This is a genomic window from Longimicrobiaceae bacterium, from assembly GCA_035696245.1.
Lineage (GTDB): Bacteria > Gemmatimonadota > Gemmatimonadetes > Longimicrobiales > Longimicrobiaceae > DASRQW01.
Genome location: DASRQW010000015.1, coordinates 1 through 15079 on the forward strand (window position 1 = coordinate 1; position 15079 = coordinate 15079).

Sequence of the window (15079 nt, forward strand, 5' to 3'; positions counted from 1 at the left end):
CGTTCATCGGCCGTCCTGGATCGACCGTTGATCGTCTACCGGCATACATCCACCGTCCTGCATCTACCGTCCGTTCACCCGCCGCGGCTCAGTGCGCGTCGACGGCGGCGGCGCCTTCCTTGGGCTTGCGGAGGAGCAGGATGGCCGGGGCGGTGGCGAGGAACGACAGGAGGATCAGCATCCACGAGTCGTTGTAGGCCAGCATGGTGGCCTGCTGCATCACCATGCCCTCGATCATCTTCATGGCGGTCTGGTTCGCGACCACCTCGGGGATGCCCCTGGCGAGCAGGCCCGACGTGACCATGTGCAGCCGCTCCACGAACGCCGGGTTGGTGGTGTTGATGTGCGTGAGCAGGTCCACCCGGTGATACTGGATGTGGCGCGTGAGGTACGTGCTGAGGATGGCGATGCCGAACGAGCCGCCCAGCTGCCGCGACAGGTTGATGAGGCCCGACGCCTGCTGCGCCTCGCTGGGCTTGAGGCTGCCGTACGCCGCGTTGTTGATGGGCGTGAACAGCAGGCCCAGCGCCACGCCGCGCACCATGAGCGGAAGCCGCGCGTCCGCCTCGCCCGCCATGGTCGTCAGGTGCCCCAGGTCCCACATGGCGAGCAGGAAGAAGCCCACGCCCAGGAAGATGAGGATGCGCGCGTCCACCAGCGGCTTCTTGCCGTTGAGCATGAAGCCGCACACCAGCGCCGTGGCGCCCGTGATCAGGCCGCCGGGCAGCATCACCAGCCCCGTCTCGGTGGGCGTGAAGTGCAGCAGGCTCTGCGTGAAGAGCGGGAAGAGGAACGTCCCACCGTACAGGCCGAAGCCCAGCGCCACGAAGAGGAAGATGGAGGCCGCCAGCTCGCGGTTCTTGAGCACGCGGAAGTTGATGACCGGGTGCTCGTTGCGCGGCGACAGCTCCCACCAGATCATCCCGACCAGCGACACGACCGCCAGAATCGTGAGACGCAGGATGAGGGGGCTGTTGAACCAGTCGTCCTGGTTGCCCTCTTCCAGCACGTACTGGAGCGAGCCCACGCCCGCGATCAGCAGCCCGATGCCCAGCCAGTCCACCGGCCCGGACCGCAGCTCCTGCCCCTTGGGGTCCTGCAGGAAGGTGTAGACCAGGAACGCGGAGACGATGCCGATGGGGATGTTGATGAAGAAGCACCAGTTCCACGTGTAGTTGTCGGTGATCCACCCGCCCAGCGTCGGTCCGAGAGTCGGCGCGACGATGATGCCGAGGAGGAAGATCGCCTGCACCATCCCCTGCTCTTCGCGCGGGAAGATCTGCCGCAGCGTGGCCTGCGCGGTCGAGAGCAGCGCCGCGCCGCCCGCGCCCTGCACGATGCGCCACAGCACCAGCGTGGGCAGCGAGTGCGCCGTGCCGCACAGGAAAGACGCCACGACGAAGATGACGATGGACGCCGTGAGGTAGTTCCGCCGGCCGAGAGTCGCCGTGAAGAACGCCGTCATCGGCAGCACGACGACGTTGGAGAGGATGTAGCCGGTGCTGACCCAGGAGATCTCCTGCTGCGTGGCGCCCAGGTTCCCCGCCATCTGCGGGAGGGCCACGTTGATGATGGTGGTGTCCAGCACCTCCATCACCGCCGCCGTGATCAGGCCCAGCAGGATGAGCCAGCGGTAGACGCTGATGCCGCCTTCGTCGTCGGCAGATGGCGGCGCGGCCTCGGGCGCGGGCGGCGGTGCCCGGAGGGTGTCGGTGTTCGCTGCCACGTGCGCTCCGCCCGGTGAAAGGCTTCGTCTTCGCGTCCGCCCGCGCGACCCCGCCGGGGCGACGGCAACCGGAAAGATGTTGCGCGTCCGCAACGCCGCAGGCAAGCCTTTTCGCATCCGGTTTCGGGAGATGCGCATCTCCCCGGTCCGATTCCGCCAGTCGAAGGAACCGACCGCTCGCGATCCCCCCATCGACGCCGCTCTGGATGCGGCGCCGCGGGGCGAGTATCGTGGATGCCGCCCTGCATCTCACTCGGTCCACCGATCCCTGAACGCCGCCATGGACGCCTCCGCCTTCGCCGACCAGCTGCTCGACACGTGGCGCATCCACCAGCGCATCAACTTGTATCTGCTCGACGCCGTCCCGGCGGAGGGGATGGGGGACGTCTCCGCGTCGAAGGGGCGAACGGTGGGCGAGCAGTTCGCGCATCTCCACAACGTGCGGCTGATGTGGCTCAAGGCCGCCGCGCCGGAGCTGCTGGAAGGGCTGGAGAAGATCGAGAAGGACGCCGCGGGAGATGCGGACCTGCTGCGGCGCTCGCTGGACGCGTCTGCCGGAGCCATCGAGACGCTGCTGCGGCGCAGCGTGGAGGCGGGCGGCAAGGTGAAGGGCTTCAAGCCGCACGTGACTGCCTTTCTCGGCTACCTCGTCTCGCACGAGTCCCACCACCGCGGGCAGATCATGCTCGCGCTCAAGCAGGCCGGCCACCCCGCCGACAAGAAGGTCGCCTTCGGCATCTGGGAGTGGGGCACGCGATAGCCCGCCCCACTCCGGCCCCCGCCGCTCATCAGCCGATCCGCATCACCCCACCCGCATCACCTCGTCCGCATCGCTCGCCCGCTTCACCTCGTCCAACTTCACCTCATCCACATCGCTCGTCCGCATCACCTCGCCCGCATCGCCGATCCGCATCGCCGAGTCCCATCGGCATCTTGCCGGCGGTCTCGACAGCGCCGTTCGACCCTCCGCCGATCCGATCCGTCGTCCCACCGATCCCGATCATCCGCCCCTCCCCGACCTCCCGCACACCATCCGCCGTTCGTCGTCCGTTTACATCCCTCGCACCATCCTCCGGAGACATCATCGGCATCGCGATCCACCGCAGACGCGCCCCGTCGCCGGGGACGTGGGAGGCTTCGGCTGTACGTTAACTGTCTAAAGTAAGATTGGTGCCGATGGACCGCACACTCGACCGCTGCGCACGGAAGGCGAGCAACGGACTCGCTTTTCGCGCTGTTGATGCGTCTGTGCCACACACCCAGCCCGAATATACGCACACCTTTAGAGACTTAGGATACTCTTTTGTTCCAAGGGGTTGACGCGAGCGCGGGTGTTGTAGATACTTGTCTTAACCAATCACGTATCCAGTCATAATTAGTACATTTCGCCCCACGACCCGCGACGCTCCAAGCGTCGTATCCCGGTCCAAGGCGTGAGAGACCCTGCGCCGGTACGGCCAGCTACCGTCGGCCTCCTCGCATGCCCCGCGAGAGCCGAGGTGGAGAAGACCGAAACCCGTGGCTCCACTCACCGTGGCGCGTGGGCAGGCACCAGCCGGAGCGGCCCCAACGCCGCCCAACCGTACTAATCCCCCACCGGAGCCGTCCCCCATGAGCACTGAAGTCACGCAGGTCCCCACGGAGCTTTCGGAGAACACCGCGCTCATCGCGCAGCAGCGCGCCATGGGCGAGATGCTGGCCCGCTCGGCCACGGACGCGGAGTTCCGCGCGCTGATGCTGAACGACGCGCACGCCGCTTTCGCCGCCGCCGGCGTCGAGGTCGCCTCGCACCTGGACATCGTCTTCATCGAGAACAAGGCCGACGTCACCATCGTCCTCCCCGAGGCGCTCGACGAGATGCTGGAGCTGTCCGAGGCCGAGCTTCACCAGCTCAACGGCGGCTCGGCCGAGGAGGTCGCCGTTGCTTCGGCGATGCTCTCCAGCCTGCAGTGCTTCGTGGTGAGCGCCGTGGTCAGCGGCAGCTTCGCGCTGACGGCGTACGTCGTCGCCAAGTACGTGGACTGAGCAGCACACGGCCGCGCGGGCTTCTCGCCCGCGCGGCCGAACGTTTTCCCCGTACCTCCCCCCTTCCGCACCAAGAGGTCTTCCGCATGAGCAGCGAGAACGAGCCGGTCGCCGCGACCGAAGTGACCGAGAACGCCAACCTGATCGCCCAGCAGCGCACCCTGCACGAGATGCTCGCCCGCTCGGCCGTGGACAAGGAGTTCCGCCAGCTCCTGATCGCCGACCCGCGCGGCGCCTTCGCCAGCTACGGCGTGGAGCTGCCGGCCGGCCTGAAGGTGTGCTTCGTGGAGAACGAGCACGACGCGACCATCGTGCTGCCGGACCCCATCGGCGACGCGGTGCGCCCCGCCGCCGCCGGCTGAGCCGGCCCGCGGCGGCAGGCCCCTCCCCACACGGGAGGGCCGCCCCGCCGCACCCTGCGCGAGCGCCCCGCGGCGCACCCCACCTTCCCAGTCCTGCATCAACGTCCGTCCAAGAGCGGTGAGATGACCCCGACCCTGACCCTGCCCGGAGAACGGGCGCGCCGGATGGCCGCGCGCGCCAGCACCTTCAGCGACCGCCTGGCCGACGCCGGCGCCCGCCCCGTGCCCGCTGCCGGCGAGGCCGAGGACCGCGTGGCGCGCTGGCGCTCGGTGGTCTCGCCCGCCGACGCCGCGGCCTTCGACAAGCGCCTGGAGTGGGACGGGTGGGCGCCCGAGACCGCCCGCTCGCTGGTGGACGACGTGGACCTGGGCGAGGGCTCGCCGGCGGGGGCGTGGACGGCCACGCTGGACGACATCTACGGAGCCGACGCGGCCGCCCTCTCGGCGCGCTTCGAGCCGGACCCGCGCGGCGACCGCGCGCTCAACCCGGCCGAGACGGTGGCGTTCGAGGAGCTGTACGTGCCGGCCGTGCGCTACGCCCGCGCCCGCCTGCGCGCCGCCGTGCCCGACGCGGACGAGCTGATGACGGGCGAGGCGCACGCCGGGCTGGAGCACGCGCTGCTCAAGCGCGTGGGCGGCATCTTCCAGCGCGCCATGTACACCTCGTTCACCGCGGCCCGCATGCGCGCCCAGGCGCGCGGCGCCGGGCCGTCGCTGTTCGGCACCGGCGGCCGCGCGCCCGACACGGTGTACCGCGCCTTCGTGGCCGAGCACCGCGGCGGCGGCCTGCTCGACTTCCTGGCCGCGCACCCGGTGGCGGCGCGCCTGTGCACCGTGGCGGTGACGCAGTGGGTGGTCACCACCGGCGAGCTGCTGGAGCGCATCCGCGCGGACCGCGGCGAGATCGCCGCCGCGTGGGGCGGCGGCAGCGAGCTGGGCCCGGTGGTGAAGGTGAAGTGCGACTCGGGCGACACCCACGACGGCGGCCGCGCGGTCGCGATCCTCACCTTCCAGTCCGGGGCGCGCGCGGTCTACAAGCCGCGCGAGGTGGCGCTGGACGCGCTGTGGGTCCGCGTGGTGTCGTGGTTCAACGGGCACCGGCCCGACGGGCCCGACCTGCGCGCCGCCGGTGCGCTGCTGCGCAAGGGCTACGGCTGGGTGGAGTTCATCGCGACCGAGGAGTGCGCGTCGCAGGACGAGGTGCGCGCCTTCTACGAGCGCAGCGGGCAGATCCTGGCGCTGGTGTACGCGCTGAACGGCAACGACTTCCACGCCGAGAACGTGATCGCGGGCGGGGCGCACCCGGTGCTGATCGACCACGAGGCGCTGATGAGCCCGCTGGGCATGGTGGCGCCCGCCACCGGCGAGCGCCTGGAGAGCTTCGCGCAGCTCACGCTGGACTCGGTGCAGCAGTCGGTGTCGGCCACGGGGCTGCTCCCCCTGATCCGCGAGATGAGCGGCAACGAGGTGGTGGTGGACCTGGGCGGCCTGACCTCGGCCGACAGCCCCGACGTGCAGATCGCGGTGGTCCACTGGCGCAACGTGAACACCGACATGATGAAGATGGCCACCATCCACCTGCCGTACGCGCCCAACGTGAACGTGCCGCGGCTGGACGGCGCGCCCGCGTACGCCACGGCGTGCCTGGAGGAGATCGTGGCCGGCTTCACCCGCGCGTACCGCACCGTGCTGGCGCGCCGCGGGGAGCTGCTGGAGATGGTGGAGGCCATGAGCGCCGAGACGGTGCGCTTCATCCCCCGCCAGACCAGCCTGTACGCGGCGCTGCTGCAGCGCTGCCTGCACCCCGAGTTCCTGCGCGACGGCTGGCGCCGCGCGGTGGAGTTCGACGTGCTCGCGCGGCCCTTCCTCGAGGCGGGCGAGCGCCCCATCGGGTGGCCCATGCTGGAGGCCGAGCGCCGCAGCCTGGAGCAGAACGACATCCCCCTCTTCGGCACCACGGCGGGCAGCCGCGCGCTGCAGCTTCCCAGCGGCGACGAGGTGGAGAACTTCTTCAACGCCAGCGCCATCGAGCAGGGCCGCCGCCGCCTGGAGCTGCTGGGCGAGGCCAACCTCACGCAGCAGGTCGAGCAGATCCGCTCCGCCTTCCTGGCCGCCGCGGCGCGCGGGATGAGCCCCGCCGCGCCCGACGAGCCCGAGGTCCAGGCCGGCCCCGCCGCGCCGTGGTCCGCCGAGGCCGCCGTCTCCGAGGCCGAAGGGGTGGCCGCCGAGGTGGAGGCGCGCGGGCAGCACGGGCCGCTGGGCCTGCGGGTGTGGATGGCCATCCAGCACCTGGGCGACGCCTCGCGCTACGCCATGCAGCCCATGGGGCCGGGCCTCTTCGACGGCTACAGCGGCGTGGCCCTGATGCACGCCGCGCTGGCCCGCGTGACCGGCGAGGCGGAGCATGGCCAGCGCGCCATCGACCTGCTCCAGCTCCTGATGGACACCAGCCCCTCGGGCGGCACCAAGCTGATGCCCAAGGCCAAGCGCAAGGACGTGGGCGCCGGCTCCGGCCTGGGCAGCAGCGTGTACGCGCTGGCCTCGGTGGGCGAGCTGATGGGCAGCGAGCAGGCCCGCGAGACGGCCGTGCGCTTCTGCCGTCAGCTCGCCGACGCCGCCCGCGGCGACCGCGAGTCGGGCGTCCCCGGGGTGATGCAGGGGATCTCCGGGACGGTGCTGGCGCTGCTCAAGACCCACGCGGTCACGGGCGACGCCCAGGCGCTGGCCGACGCGTCCGCCTTCGGCGCCGGGCTGCTGGAGACGCTGCGCAAGGACCACCCGCACGTGCTGGACGGCAGCGAGCGCGAGGGCAAGCCCACGCTCGTCTCCGGCCTGCCGCTGGGCGCGGCCGGCGTCGCCCTCGCCTTCGCCCGTCTCCACACCGCGACGGGAGATGCGGAGCTGCTCGCCGCGGCCGAGGCGCTGCTGGCGTACGACGGGCGCATCGCCGCTGCGGCCGTGCAGGCGGACGGCGTGCGCACCACCTGGGCGGGGAGCTGCGGCTCGGCCTTCGCCCGCATGGAGATGCCCGCGGGCAGCGCGGCCCGCGCCGGGCTGGACGCCGCGCTGGCCGACGTGGCCGCGGAGCTGACCGACGGCTGCGACCACCTGGCGGGCGGCGCCATGGGGCGCATCGACCTGCTGCTCAGCGCCGGCGTGCGCCTGGGCGACGGGGCGCTGGTGGAGCGCGCCCGCGCCGCGGCCATGGAGGTGGTCGCGCGCGGACAGGCCCGCGGCGCCTACCGCACGGCCTGGGGCTCGGGCATCTGCCACCCCGGCCTCTTCCAGGGCGCCTCGGGCGTCGCGTACCAGCTCCTGCGGCTGGCGCGGCCCGGCGAGGTCCCCTCGGTGCTCTCCTGGAGCTGAGCGGCTCCGCCCTTTCCCCGATCTCCTTTCCCTTCCTTCTCTTTGAGGTGAACCGATGCGCAGTCTCGGCATCTTCGGCGGGCTCCCGGCGTTTCCCTCCTTCCCCGGCGACGGGACGGTGCTGATCGACGACGTGCCCGTGCGCAGCCGCATCATGCGGAGCGAGGTCCCCGCGTTCGACCCCACGTCCGAGGAGAACGCGCGCCGCGTGGTGGTGCAGGTCCGCGCCTTCTCGCTGAACTACCGCGACAAGAGCTTCATGGTGCAGATGCAGACCCTGCCCCGGAACCGCTTCTTCGCGGTGGGCTCGGAGCTCACCGGCACCGTGCTGGAGGTGGGCGCCGAGGTGCGCGGCTTCAAGCCCGGCGACCGGGTGATGGGCCAGAACCACTTCGTGAGCCTCAAGATCCGCCCCGGCGGGTGGCGCGACGGCGTGGCCACCAACCAGGGCAGCAAAGAGGTGCAGGCGTTCCACGAGGAGAAGCTGATCCGCATCCCCGACTCGATGCCCGACGAGATCGCGGCGGCGTTCAGCCTGGGCGCGCAGACGGCGTACAGCATGATCCGCAAGGCCGAGGTCGAGGAGGGCACGCGGGTGCTGGTCACCTCGGCCACCTCCAGCACCTCGGGCTTCGTGATCGCGGCGCTCAAGGCCCGCGGCGCGCGCATCTTCGCCACCACCGCCAGCGACACGCACGACCAGCGGCTCATGGACATGGGAGTGGAGCGGATCGTCCGCGTGACCGGGGCGCGCTCCAGCTTCCGCCACAACGACGACGTGATGCAGCTCGCCCGCGACCTCGACGGCTTCGAGGCGGTGATCGACCCCTTCTTCGACCTGCACGTGGAGCGCGGGCTGGAGATGCTGCTGCCCTTCGGCCGCTACGTGACCTGCGGGCTGGCCGGGCAGACCGAGGGCGCCAAGCGGCAGGCGGCCGTGCAGCCGGTGAACGGCCGCGACGTGCTGCTCACCGCCATGGTCAACAACCTCAGCATCATCGGCAACTGCCTGGGCCTGCACTCGGACCTGGACGCGGCCGTGGCGGACTACGAGGCGGGGCGCTTCCAGATCCCCATGGACAGCACCTTCACGGGCGAGGACGCGCCCGGCTTCCTGAACCGCACGTATTGCGACCGCAGCCGCTTCGGCAAGGTGGTCTTCCGCTACGACGACGCAGCCTGAGCCGGCGCGGGAAGGAGGCGCGAGATGAGTGACACGCTGTATCCCCCGGACTTCCTGGAAGATTCGGTCGAGGGCCACTTCGCCCGCTCGTCGCGGGGCAGCCGCACCGTGTACACGGCGGTGTGGGTGCTGGTCCTGGGCAGCCTGGCGGCGCTGCCGCTGCTGAAGGTGGACATCGCGGTGGCGAGCCCCGGCATCATCCGCCCCGCCACCGAGAAGACCGAGGTGCGCGCCGGGGCTTCGGGAATCCTGGAGCGGGTGGGCATCGCCAAGGGCCAGCGCGTGAAGCGCGGCGACGTGCTGGCAGTGGTGGGCGCCCCCGACGCGGCTTCGCGGCTGGCGCTGCTGGAGAGCCAGGTGGCGGAGCGCACGCGGGAGATGGACGACCTGCGGCGCCTGACCGCCGGGGGCGACCCAGGCGCGCTCTCGGTGGGCCGGCGGCGGCAGGAGTACGCCCAGTTCCGCGCCGAGCTGGACGACGCGCGCCTCCAGGAGCAGCGGCAGGACGGCGACCTGCGCCGCGGCCGGGCCCTGCACGACCAGAAGCTGCTGGCCGACGGCGAGATGGACCAGCTGGAGCTCCAGGCCCGCCAGGCCCGCGCCCGCACCGTGGCGCTCACCGAGCGCTACGCCGGCGGCTGGCAGGCCGACCTGGCCACGCTGCGGCAGGAGACGGAGCAGCTCCGCTCGCAGGCCGAGCAGCTGCGGTCGCAGTCGGCGCTCTTCACCGTCACCGCCCCCGAGGCGGGCACGGTGGAGGAGGCGGCCAGCCTGGCGCCCGGCAGCTTCGTGGCCGCGGGCGACCGCCTGGCGGTGATCTCGCCCACGGCGGCGCTGGTGGCCGAGATGCAGGTCGCCCCGCGCGACGTGGGGATGCTGCGGGTGGGGATGCCGGTGCGCATGCAGGTGGACGCCTTCAACTACCTGGACTGGGGCAGCGTGCACGGCCGCATCCTGGACATCTCCGACGACTTCCTGCTGGTGGACGGCCGCCCGGCCTTCCGCGTCCGCTGCGCCATGGCCGAGGGCCGGCTCAGCCTCAAGAACGGCGTCACGGGCCGCCTGAAGAAGGGGATGACGCTGCAGGGCCGCTTCCTGGTGGCGCGCCGCAGCCTCTTCCAGCTCCTGTACGACAACGTGAACGACTGGCTCAACCCCATGCAGCCGGGCACCGCGGCCGAGGAGGCGAAGTGAGGTTCCTGAAGCGCCGGCGGATCCCCACCGTCAAGCAGCACGACCAGACCGACTGCGGCGCCGCCTGCCTGGCGTCGGTCGGGGCGTACCACCGCCTGCACGTGCCGGTCGCCCGCATCCGGCAGCTCGCCGGCACCGACCAGCACGGCACCTCGCTGCTGGGGCTGATCGAGGCCGCGCGCCGCATGGGCTTCACGGCCAAGGGCGTGCGCGCCACCCGCGACGGCCTGGCCTCGGCGCCCAAGCCGGCCATCGCGCACATCACGCTCAAGGGCGTGATGCCGCACTACGTGGTGGTCTACGAGGCCACCGCCACGCAGGCCACGGTGATGGACCCGTACACCGGCGAGGTGTCGGTGAAGACCATCGACGAGCTGGCGTGGAGCGGCGCGCTGCTCATCCTCCAGCCCGGGCAGGAGTTCAAGCCGGGAGACGCGCGCACCTCCATCGGGCGGCGCTTCGCGGGGCTGCTGCGCCCGCACGGCACCATCCTCACCGAGGCGCTGATCGGGGCGGTCGCGTACACGCTGCTGGGGCTGAGCACCGCCATCTACGTGCAGAAGGTCGTCGACTACGTGCTGGCCGACGGCAACTCGCGGCTGCTCAACCTGATGAGCATGATCATGATCGTGCTCCTGGTGGCGCAGGCGTACCTGGGCGCGGCCAAGAACTTCCTCACCCTGCGCACGGGCCAGAAGATCGACGCCGAGCTGGTGCTGGGCTACTACAAGCACCTGCTCCGGCTCCCGCAGCAGTTCTTCGACACCATGCGCGTGGGCGAGATCCTGTCGCGCATCAACGACGCGGTGAAGATCCGCGCCTTCATCAACGACGTGGCGCTCGACCTGATGGTCAACGTGCTGGTCGTGACCTTCTCGCTGGGCCTGATGTTCGTGTACTCGTGGAAGCTGGCGCTGATGATGATGGCGCTCTTCCCCGTGTACGGCAGCATCTACCTGGTCACCAACCGCGCCAACCGCCGCAACCAGCGGCGCATGATGGAGAGCTCGGCCGACCTGGAGAGCCAGCTCGTGGAGTCGCTGAACGGCCTGCCCACGGTCAAGCGCTTCGGGCTGGAGCGCTTCGCCAACGGCAAGATGGAGCTCAGCTTCGTACGCGTCCTCCGCACCGTACGCACCGCGGCCAAGACGGGCATCCTCACCGGCACCACCACCGAGCTGGCCGGGCGCGTCTTCGCCATCGTGCTGCTGTGGGTGGGCGCGCACTTCGTCCTGGCGCGCGAGATCTCGCCGGGCGAGCTGATGAGCTGCTACGCCCTCATCGGCTACCTGACCGGGCCCATCGCCAGCCTGATCGGGATGAACCGCACCATGCAGGACGCGCTGATCGCGGCCGACCGCCTCTTCGAGATCCTGGACCTGGAGCGCGAGCCCAACGCGGGCGGCGTGATGCTGGAGGCCGAGACGGGCGACGTGCGGTTCGAGGACGTCACCTTCCGCTACGGCTCGCGCATGCCCGTCTTCCAGCACCTCGACCTCACCTTCCGCCGCGGCGAGCTGACGGCCGTGGTGGGCGAGAGCGGGTCGGGCAAGAGCACCATCGCCGCGCTGGTGCAGCGCATCTACGCGCTGGAGGGCGGGCGGGTGATGATCGGCGACCAGGACGTGCGCCACGTGAGCCCCGAGTCGCTGCGCCGCGCCACCGCCATCGTCCCCCAGCAGATCGACCTCTTCTCCGGCAGCATCATGGAGAACATCGCGGTGGGCGAGTACGAGCCCGACCGGCAACGCGTGCTGCAGGTGAGCCGCGACCTGGGCATCCTCGACTTCATCCAGGCCACGCCGGGCGGCTTCGAGAGCCTGGTGGGCGAGAACGGCGTGGCCCTCTCCGGCGGCCAGCGCCAGCGCCTGGCGATCGCCCGCGCGCTCTACCGCGACCCATCCATCCTGATCCTCGACGAGGCCACCTCGTCGCTCGACCCCCACTCCGAGCAGTTCGTGCAGCGCACCATGCAGACGCTGCGGCAGCAGGGGAAGACGGTGGTGGTGATCGCCCACCGGCTGTCGTCGGTGGTGCACGCCGACCGGATCGTGGTGCTGGACCGCGGAAAGGTGGCCGAGGAAGGCACGCACACCGAGCTGCTGGCCCGCGGCGGCGCCTACGCCCAGCTGTGGAACGCGCAGTTCCCCGCCCCGCCGTCGGCCGACGAGAAGCCGGCGCTGCTGCCCTTCACCGCCCTGGCCCATTCGGGCAACGGGAACGGCAACGGCAATGGAAACGGGGCCCACGCCTACGCCGGGGCGCGATGAGCGTGGCCGCCGCCCTCCCTTCCGGCCAGCCCGATCTGCCGGCCGGCGGAGTCGACTCCGCCGCGGAGGCTCGGCGCTCCGCACCGGTGCGGAGCGACAGGCGGCAGGCGCTCGGCGCCATGCTGGCGGGGATGGCGGTGGGCGGCGGGTTCGCGGGGCTGCTGGTATGGGCCATGGGCCCGCACGGCATCCTCCCCGCGGCGAGCTTCCGGCCGGCCGGCGGGCTCGCGTGGGCGGTGACGGCGGTGGCCGCCTGGCTGGCGGCGACGCTGCTGCACGAGGGAGGCCACGCCGCGGGCGCGGCGCTGGGCGGCTTCCGGCTGATCGCCCTGTGGGCCGGCCCGCTCCGGATCGGGCGGGTGGACGGGCGGCTGCGGGCGGGGCTCAACCGCCGCCTGGCCGCGTGGGGCGGCGCCTGCCTCTCCGCACCCGATAGGTGGCCGGGAGACGCGGCGTTCCGGCGGGGGATGTGGAGATACGTGGCGGGCGGACCCGCCGGCAGCGTCGCGGGAAGCGCCGCGTGCCTGGCCGGAGCGGTGGCGATGAGCAGTCCGTGGGCGCTCTTCCTCTTCGTCACCGGGGCGATGTCGCTGGGCCTGGCGGTCGTCACCTCCATCCCAATGCGGATGGGCGGCGGGACCGCGTCCGACGGCCTCCAGCTTCGCCGCCTCCGCCGCCGCGGCGCGGACGACGAGGCGCAGCTCGCCATCCGCGCCCTGCTGCTCCTCGCGCAGACGCAGCGGCCGCGTGAGTGGGACGCGGAGCTCGCCGGGCGCGCCGAGGCCGCGGCGGGAGTGTCCGAGCTGGGTGCCGCGGCGTCCTATCTCCTCTACTACCGCGCGCTCGATCTTGGCGATTGGGACGCGGCACGGGAGCACCTGGGACGGGCGACGGAGCGCGCGGCGTCCGGCGCGAACGGTCCCGCCAGGGCAGCTCAGGCGAACGCGGCGCTGGAGGCGGCCATCTTCACCGCCGCATGGGAAAACGACGCCGAGGCCGGGCGCCGCTGGCTCGACCAGGCTTCGGCCGCGCGAGGGGCCGACCCGCAGGGCTGGAGCCTGGCCCTCGCCGCCATCGCGCGCGCCGAGGGGAAGCCCCCCGCCGACGACCTGGCCGACGCTGCACGCGCCGCGCGCCGCACCGGCATCCCGTCCGCCACGCTCCTGCGCGCGGCCACGGTGGAACGGCTCTCGGCAGATGCACGGCGGAGCGCGCCCGCCTGAGATCCACTTAGGCCGAGTCGACACATTGGCGGATGCGGGCTCCGCGCCGGCAGGCGACGAGATCGAATCGAAACGCCCGGGCTCTTCACGAGCCGCAGGGAGACCTAAGATGCGCGGCCGATCCCGACCGCGAACTGAGGAAACGACGTACCCGGAGCATCTGGAGATGAGCGATCCCCTGACGCAGGCCGCGCCCGCCGAGGTCGCAGAGAACGCGGTGATGATCGCGCAGCAGCGCGCGCTGAACGACATGCTCGCCCGCTCCGCCTTCGACCGCGGGCTCCGCGCGCTGATGCTGAGCGACCCGCACGCCGCGTTCTTCGCCGCCGGCGTGCAGGTCTCGCCCGCCCTGGACATCGGCTTCATCGAGAACCGGGCGGACGTGACCATCGTCCTGCCCGACGCCCTCGACGAGGTCATCGAACTCTCCGAGGCCGAGCTGCAGACCGTGAACGGCGGGGCCACCGTCACGGCCACGGCGACCCTGATCGTCGACTCCCCCGTCTCGCTCGCGGTGTCGGCGGTGGTCTCGGTCGTCGCGCTCACGATCTACCTCGCCAGCTAGCCGACAGGATCCGCGTCTCCCCGCAACGGGAGATGCCGGAAGATGCGCCGCATGCGCCTAGCTAACGCCGGCCTCGCCCGTCCAGCGAAGCCGGGGTGGAGAAGGATTCGGTCCGCGGCTCCACCCACGCGCGCGCAGGGCAAGCCTCACCCGCGCGCCGCCTTCGCGGCCGCGGCACACAGCCCACTCCCCAGCCGGAGCACGTCCAGATGAGCACCGAGATGCAGACCACGGTCGCCGAGGTCACCGAGAACGCCGCGCTGATCGCCCAGCAGCGCGCCCTGAACGAGATGCTCGCCCGCTCGGCCACCGACGCGCAGTTCCGCGCCCTGATGCTGAACGACGCGCACGCCGCCTTCGCCGCCGCCGGCGTCGAGGTCGCCGCAGAGCTGGACATCGTCTTCATCGAGAACAAGGCGGACGTCACCATCGTCCTCCCCGAGGCGCTGGACGAGATGATGGAGCTGTCCGAGTCCGAGCTGCTCCAGGTCAACGGCGGTGCCACGCCCGCGGCCGCCAGCGTCGCCAGCGCCATGCTGTCGAGCCTGGAGTGCTTCGTGGTGAGCGCCGTGGTCAGCGGCAGCTTCGCCCTGACCGCGTACGTGATCGCCAAGGCCGTCGACTGACGTCTGCCCCGGACGCGCCGCGGGCGCGCCCGGCTCCCCGCTCCCTACCTCTGGAAAGGCAACAACAATGAGCAGCAACGTGATGCAGTCTGCCGAGGTCACCGAGAACGCCGCCATGATCGCGCAGCAGCGCGCCCTGAACGACATGCTCGCCCGCTCGGCGACGGACGCGGAGTTCCGCGCCCTGATGCTGAACGACGCGCACGCCGCCTTCGCGGCCGCCGGCGTCGAGGTCTCGGCCGAGCTCGACATCGTGTTCATCGAGAACAAGGCCGACGTCACCATCGTCCTCCCCGAGGCGCTGGACGAGATGATGGAGCTCTCCGAGTCCGAGCTGCTCCAGGTCAACGGGGGCGCCACGCCTGCGGTCGCCGGCGCCGTGCTGTCGAGCCTGGAGTGCTTCGTGGTGAGCGCCGTGGTCAGCGGCTCGATCGCGCTGATCGCCTACACGGTCGCCAAGATCGCCGAGTAGCAGCACCCGGGTGCGCGCGCCCGACCGGCGCGCGCACCCCCAGGTTTTACCGTCAACCAAATCGCGT

Annotated in this window: 12 protein-coding genes; 11 read left to right on the top strand and 1 reads right to left on the bottom strand. The window is 71.5% G+C overall.

The window, feature by feature from the left end; genetic code table 11:
• Positions 1-88: 88 nt before the first annotated feature.
• Positions 89-1726, bottom strand: coding sequence for a DHA2 family efflux MFS transporter permease subunit (locus VFE05_00550; GenBank protein ID HET6228531.1), 1638 nt, complete (start codon positions 1724-1726; stop codon positions 89-91).
• Positions 1727-2006: 280 nt separating this feature from the next.
• Between VFE05_00550 and VFE05_00555 the strand changes: the two genes are divergently transcribed.
• The 11 genes from VFE05_00555 to VFE05_00605 all read left to right on the top strand — a co-directional run bounded on the left by VFE05_00555 (position 2007) and on the right by VFE05_00605 (position 15012).
• On the top strand, positions 2007-2486 hold the full coding sequence (locus tag VFE05_00555) for a DinB family protein (GenBank protein HET6228532.1): 480 nt from the start codon (positions 2007-2009) through the stop codon (positions 2484-2486).
• Positions 2487-3337: 851 nt separating this feature from the next.
• A complete protein-coding gene (locus VFE05_00560; protein HET6228533.1) occupies positions 3338-3751 on the top strand; it encodes a hypothetical protein in 414 nt (137 codons plus the stop codon).
• Positions 3752-3837: 86 nt separating this feature from the next.
• A complete protein-coding gene (locus VFE05_00565) occupies positions 3838-4113 on the top strand; it encodes a hypothetical protein (protein HET6228534.1) in 276 nt (91 codons plus the stop codon).
• A 123-nt stretch (positions 4114-4236) separates the two neighbouring features.
• Positions 4237-7479, top strand: coding sequence for a type 2 lanthipeptide synthetase LanM family protein (locus VFE05_00570; GenBank protein ID HET6228535.1), 3243 nt, complete (start codon positions 4237-4239; stop codon positions 7477-7479).
• A gap of 55 nt (positions 7480-7534) precedes the next feature.
• Positions 7535-8662, top strand: coding sequence for a zinc-binding alcohol dehydrogenase family protein (locus tag VFE05_00575; protein ID HET6228536.1), 1128 nt, complete (start codon positions 7535-7537; stop codon positions 8660-8662).
• Positions 8663-8686: 24 nt separating this feature from the next.
• Positions 8687-9856 (top strand): HlyD family efflux transporter periplasmic adaptor subunit, encoded by a 1170-nt coding sequence (locus tag VFE05_00580; protein HET6228537.1) that lies wholly within the window; start codon positions 8687-8689, stop codon positions 9854-9856.
• Positions 9853-12126 carry a peptidase domain-containing ABC transporter gene (locus tag VFE05_00585; protein HET6228538.1) on the top strand — a complete coding sequence of 758 codons (2274 nt, stop codon included), beginning with the start codon at positions 9853-9855 and terminating at the stop codon, positions 12124-12126. Before VFE05_00580 ends, VFE05_00585 begins: the two co-directional genes overlap by 4 nt.
• A complete protein-coding gene (locus tag VFE05_00590; protein ID HET6228539.1) occupies positions 12123-13349 on the top strand; it encodes a hypothetical protein in 1227 nt (408 codons plus the stop codon). Before VFE05_00585 ends, VFE05_00590 begins: the two co-directional genes overlap by 4 nt.
• A gap of 166 nt (positions 13350-13515) precedes the next feature.
• Entirely contained in the window at positions 13516-13914 is a 399-nt protein-coding gene (locus tag VFE05_00595) for a hypothetical protein (GenBank protein ID HET6228540.1), read from the top strand.
• A gap of 209 nt (positions 13915-14123) precedes the next feature.
• A complete protein-coding gene (locus VFE05_00600; GenBank protein HET6228541.1) occupies positions 14124-14540 on the top strand; it encodes a hypothetical protein in 417 nt (138 codons plus the stop codon).
• 67 nt (positions 14541-14607) lie between these two features.
• Positions 14608-15012, top strand: coding sequence for a hypothetical protein (locus VFE05_00605; protein HET6228542.1), 405 nt, complete (start codon positions 14608-14610; stop codon positions 15010-15012).
• The last annotated feature ends 67 nt before the right edge of the window (positions 15013-15079 follow it).

Bases quoted from the DNA above. Each gene is read 5' to 3' on its own strand.
- VFE05_00565 (HET6228534.1), top strand. From the start codon at position 3,838: ATGAGCAGCGAGAACGAGCCGGTCGCCGCGACCGAAGTGACCGAGAAC.
- VFE05_00570 (HET6228535.1), top strand. From the start codon at position 4,237: ATGACCCCGACCCTGACCCTGCCCGGAGAACGGGCGCGCCGGATGGCC.
- VFE05_00580 (HET6228537.1), top strand. From the start codon at position 8,687: ATGAGTGACACGCTGTATCCCCCGGACTTCCTGGAAGATTCGGTCGAG.
- VFE05_00605 (HET6228542.1), top strand. From the start codon at position 14,608: ATGAGCAGCAACGTGATGCAGTCTGCCGAGGTCACCGAGAACGCCGCC.
- VFE05_00575 (HET6228536.1), top strand. From the start codon at position 7,535: ATGCGCAGTCTCGGCATCTTCGGCGGGCTCCCGGCGTTTCCCTCCTTC.
- VFE05_00560 (HET6228533.1), top strand. From the start codon at position 3,338: ATGAGCACTGAAGTCACGCAGGTCCCCACGGAGCTTTCGGAGAACACC.
- VFE05_00600 (HET6228541.1), top strand. From the start codon at position 14,124: ATGAGCACCGAGATGCAGACCACGGTCGCCGAGGTCACCGAGAACGCC.
- VFE05_00590 (HET6228539.1), top strand. From the start codon at position 12,123: ATGAGCGTGGCCGCCGCCCTCCCTTCCGGCCAGCCCGATCTGCCGGCC.
- VFE05_00555 (HET6228532.1), top strand. From the start codon at position 2,007: ATGGACGCCTCCGCCTTCGCCGACCAGCTGCTCGACACGTGGCGCATC.
- VFE05_00595 (HET6228540.1), top strand. From the start codon at position 13,516: ATGAGCGATCCCCTGACGCAGGCCGCGCCCGCCGAGGTCGCAGAGAAC.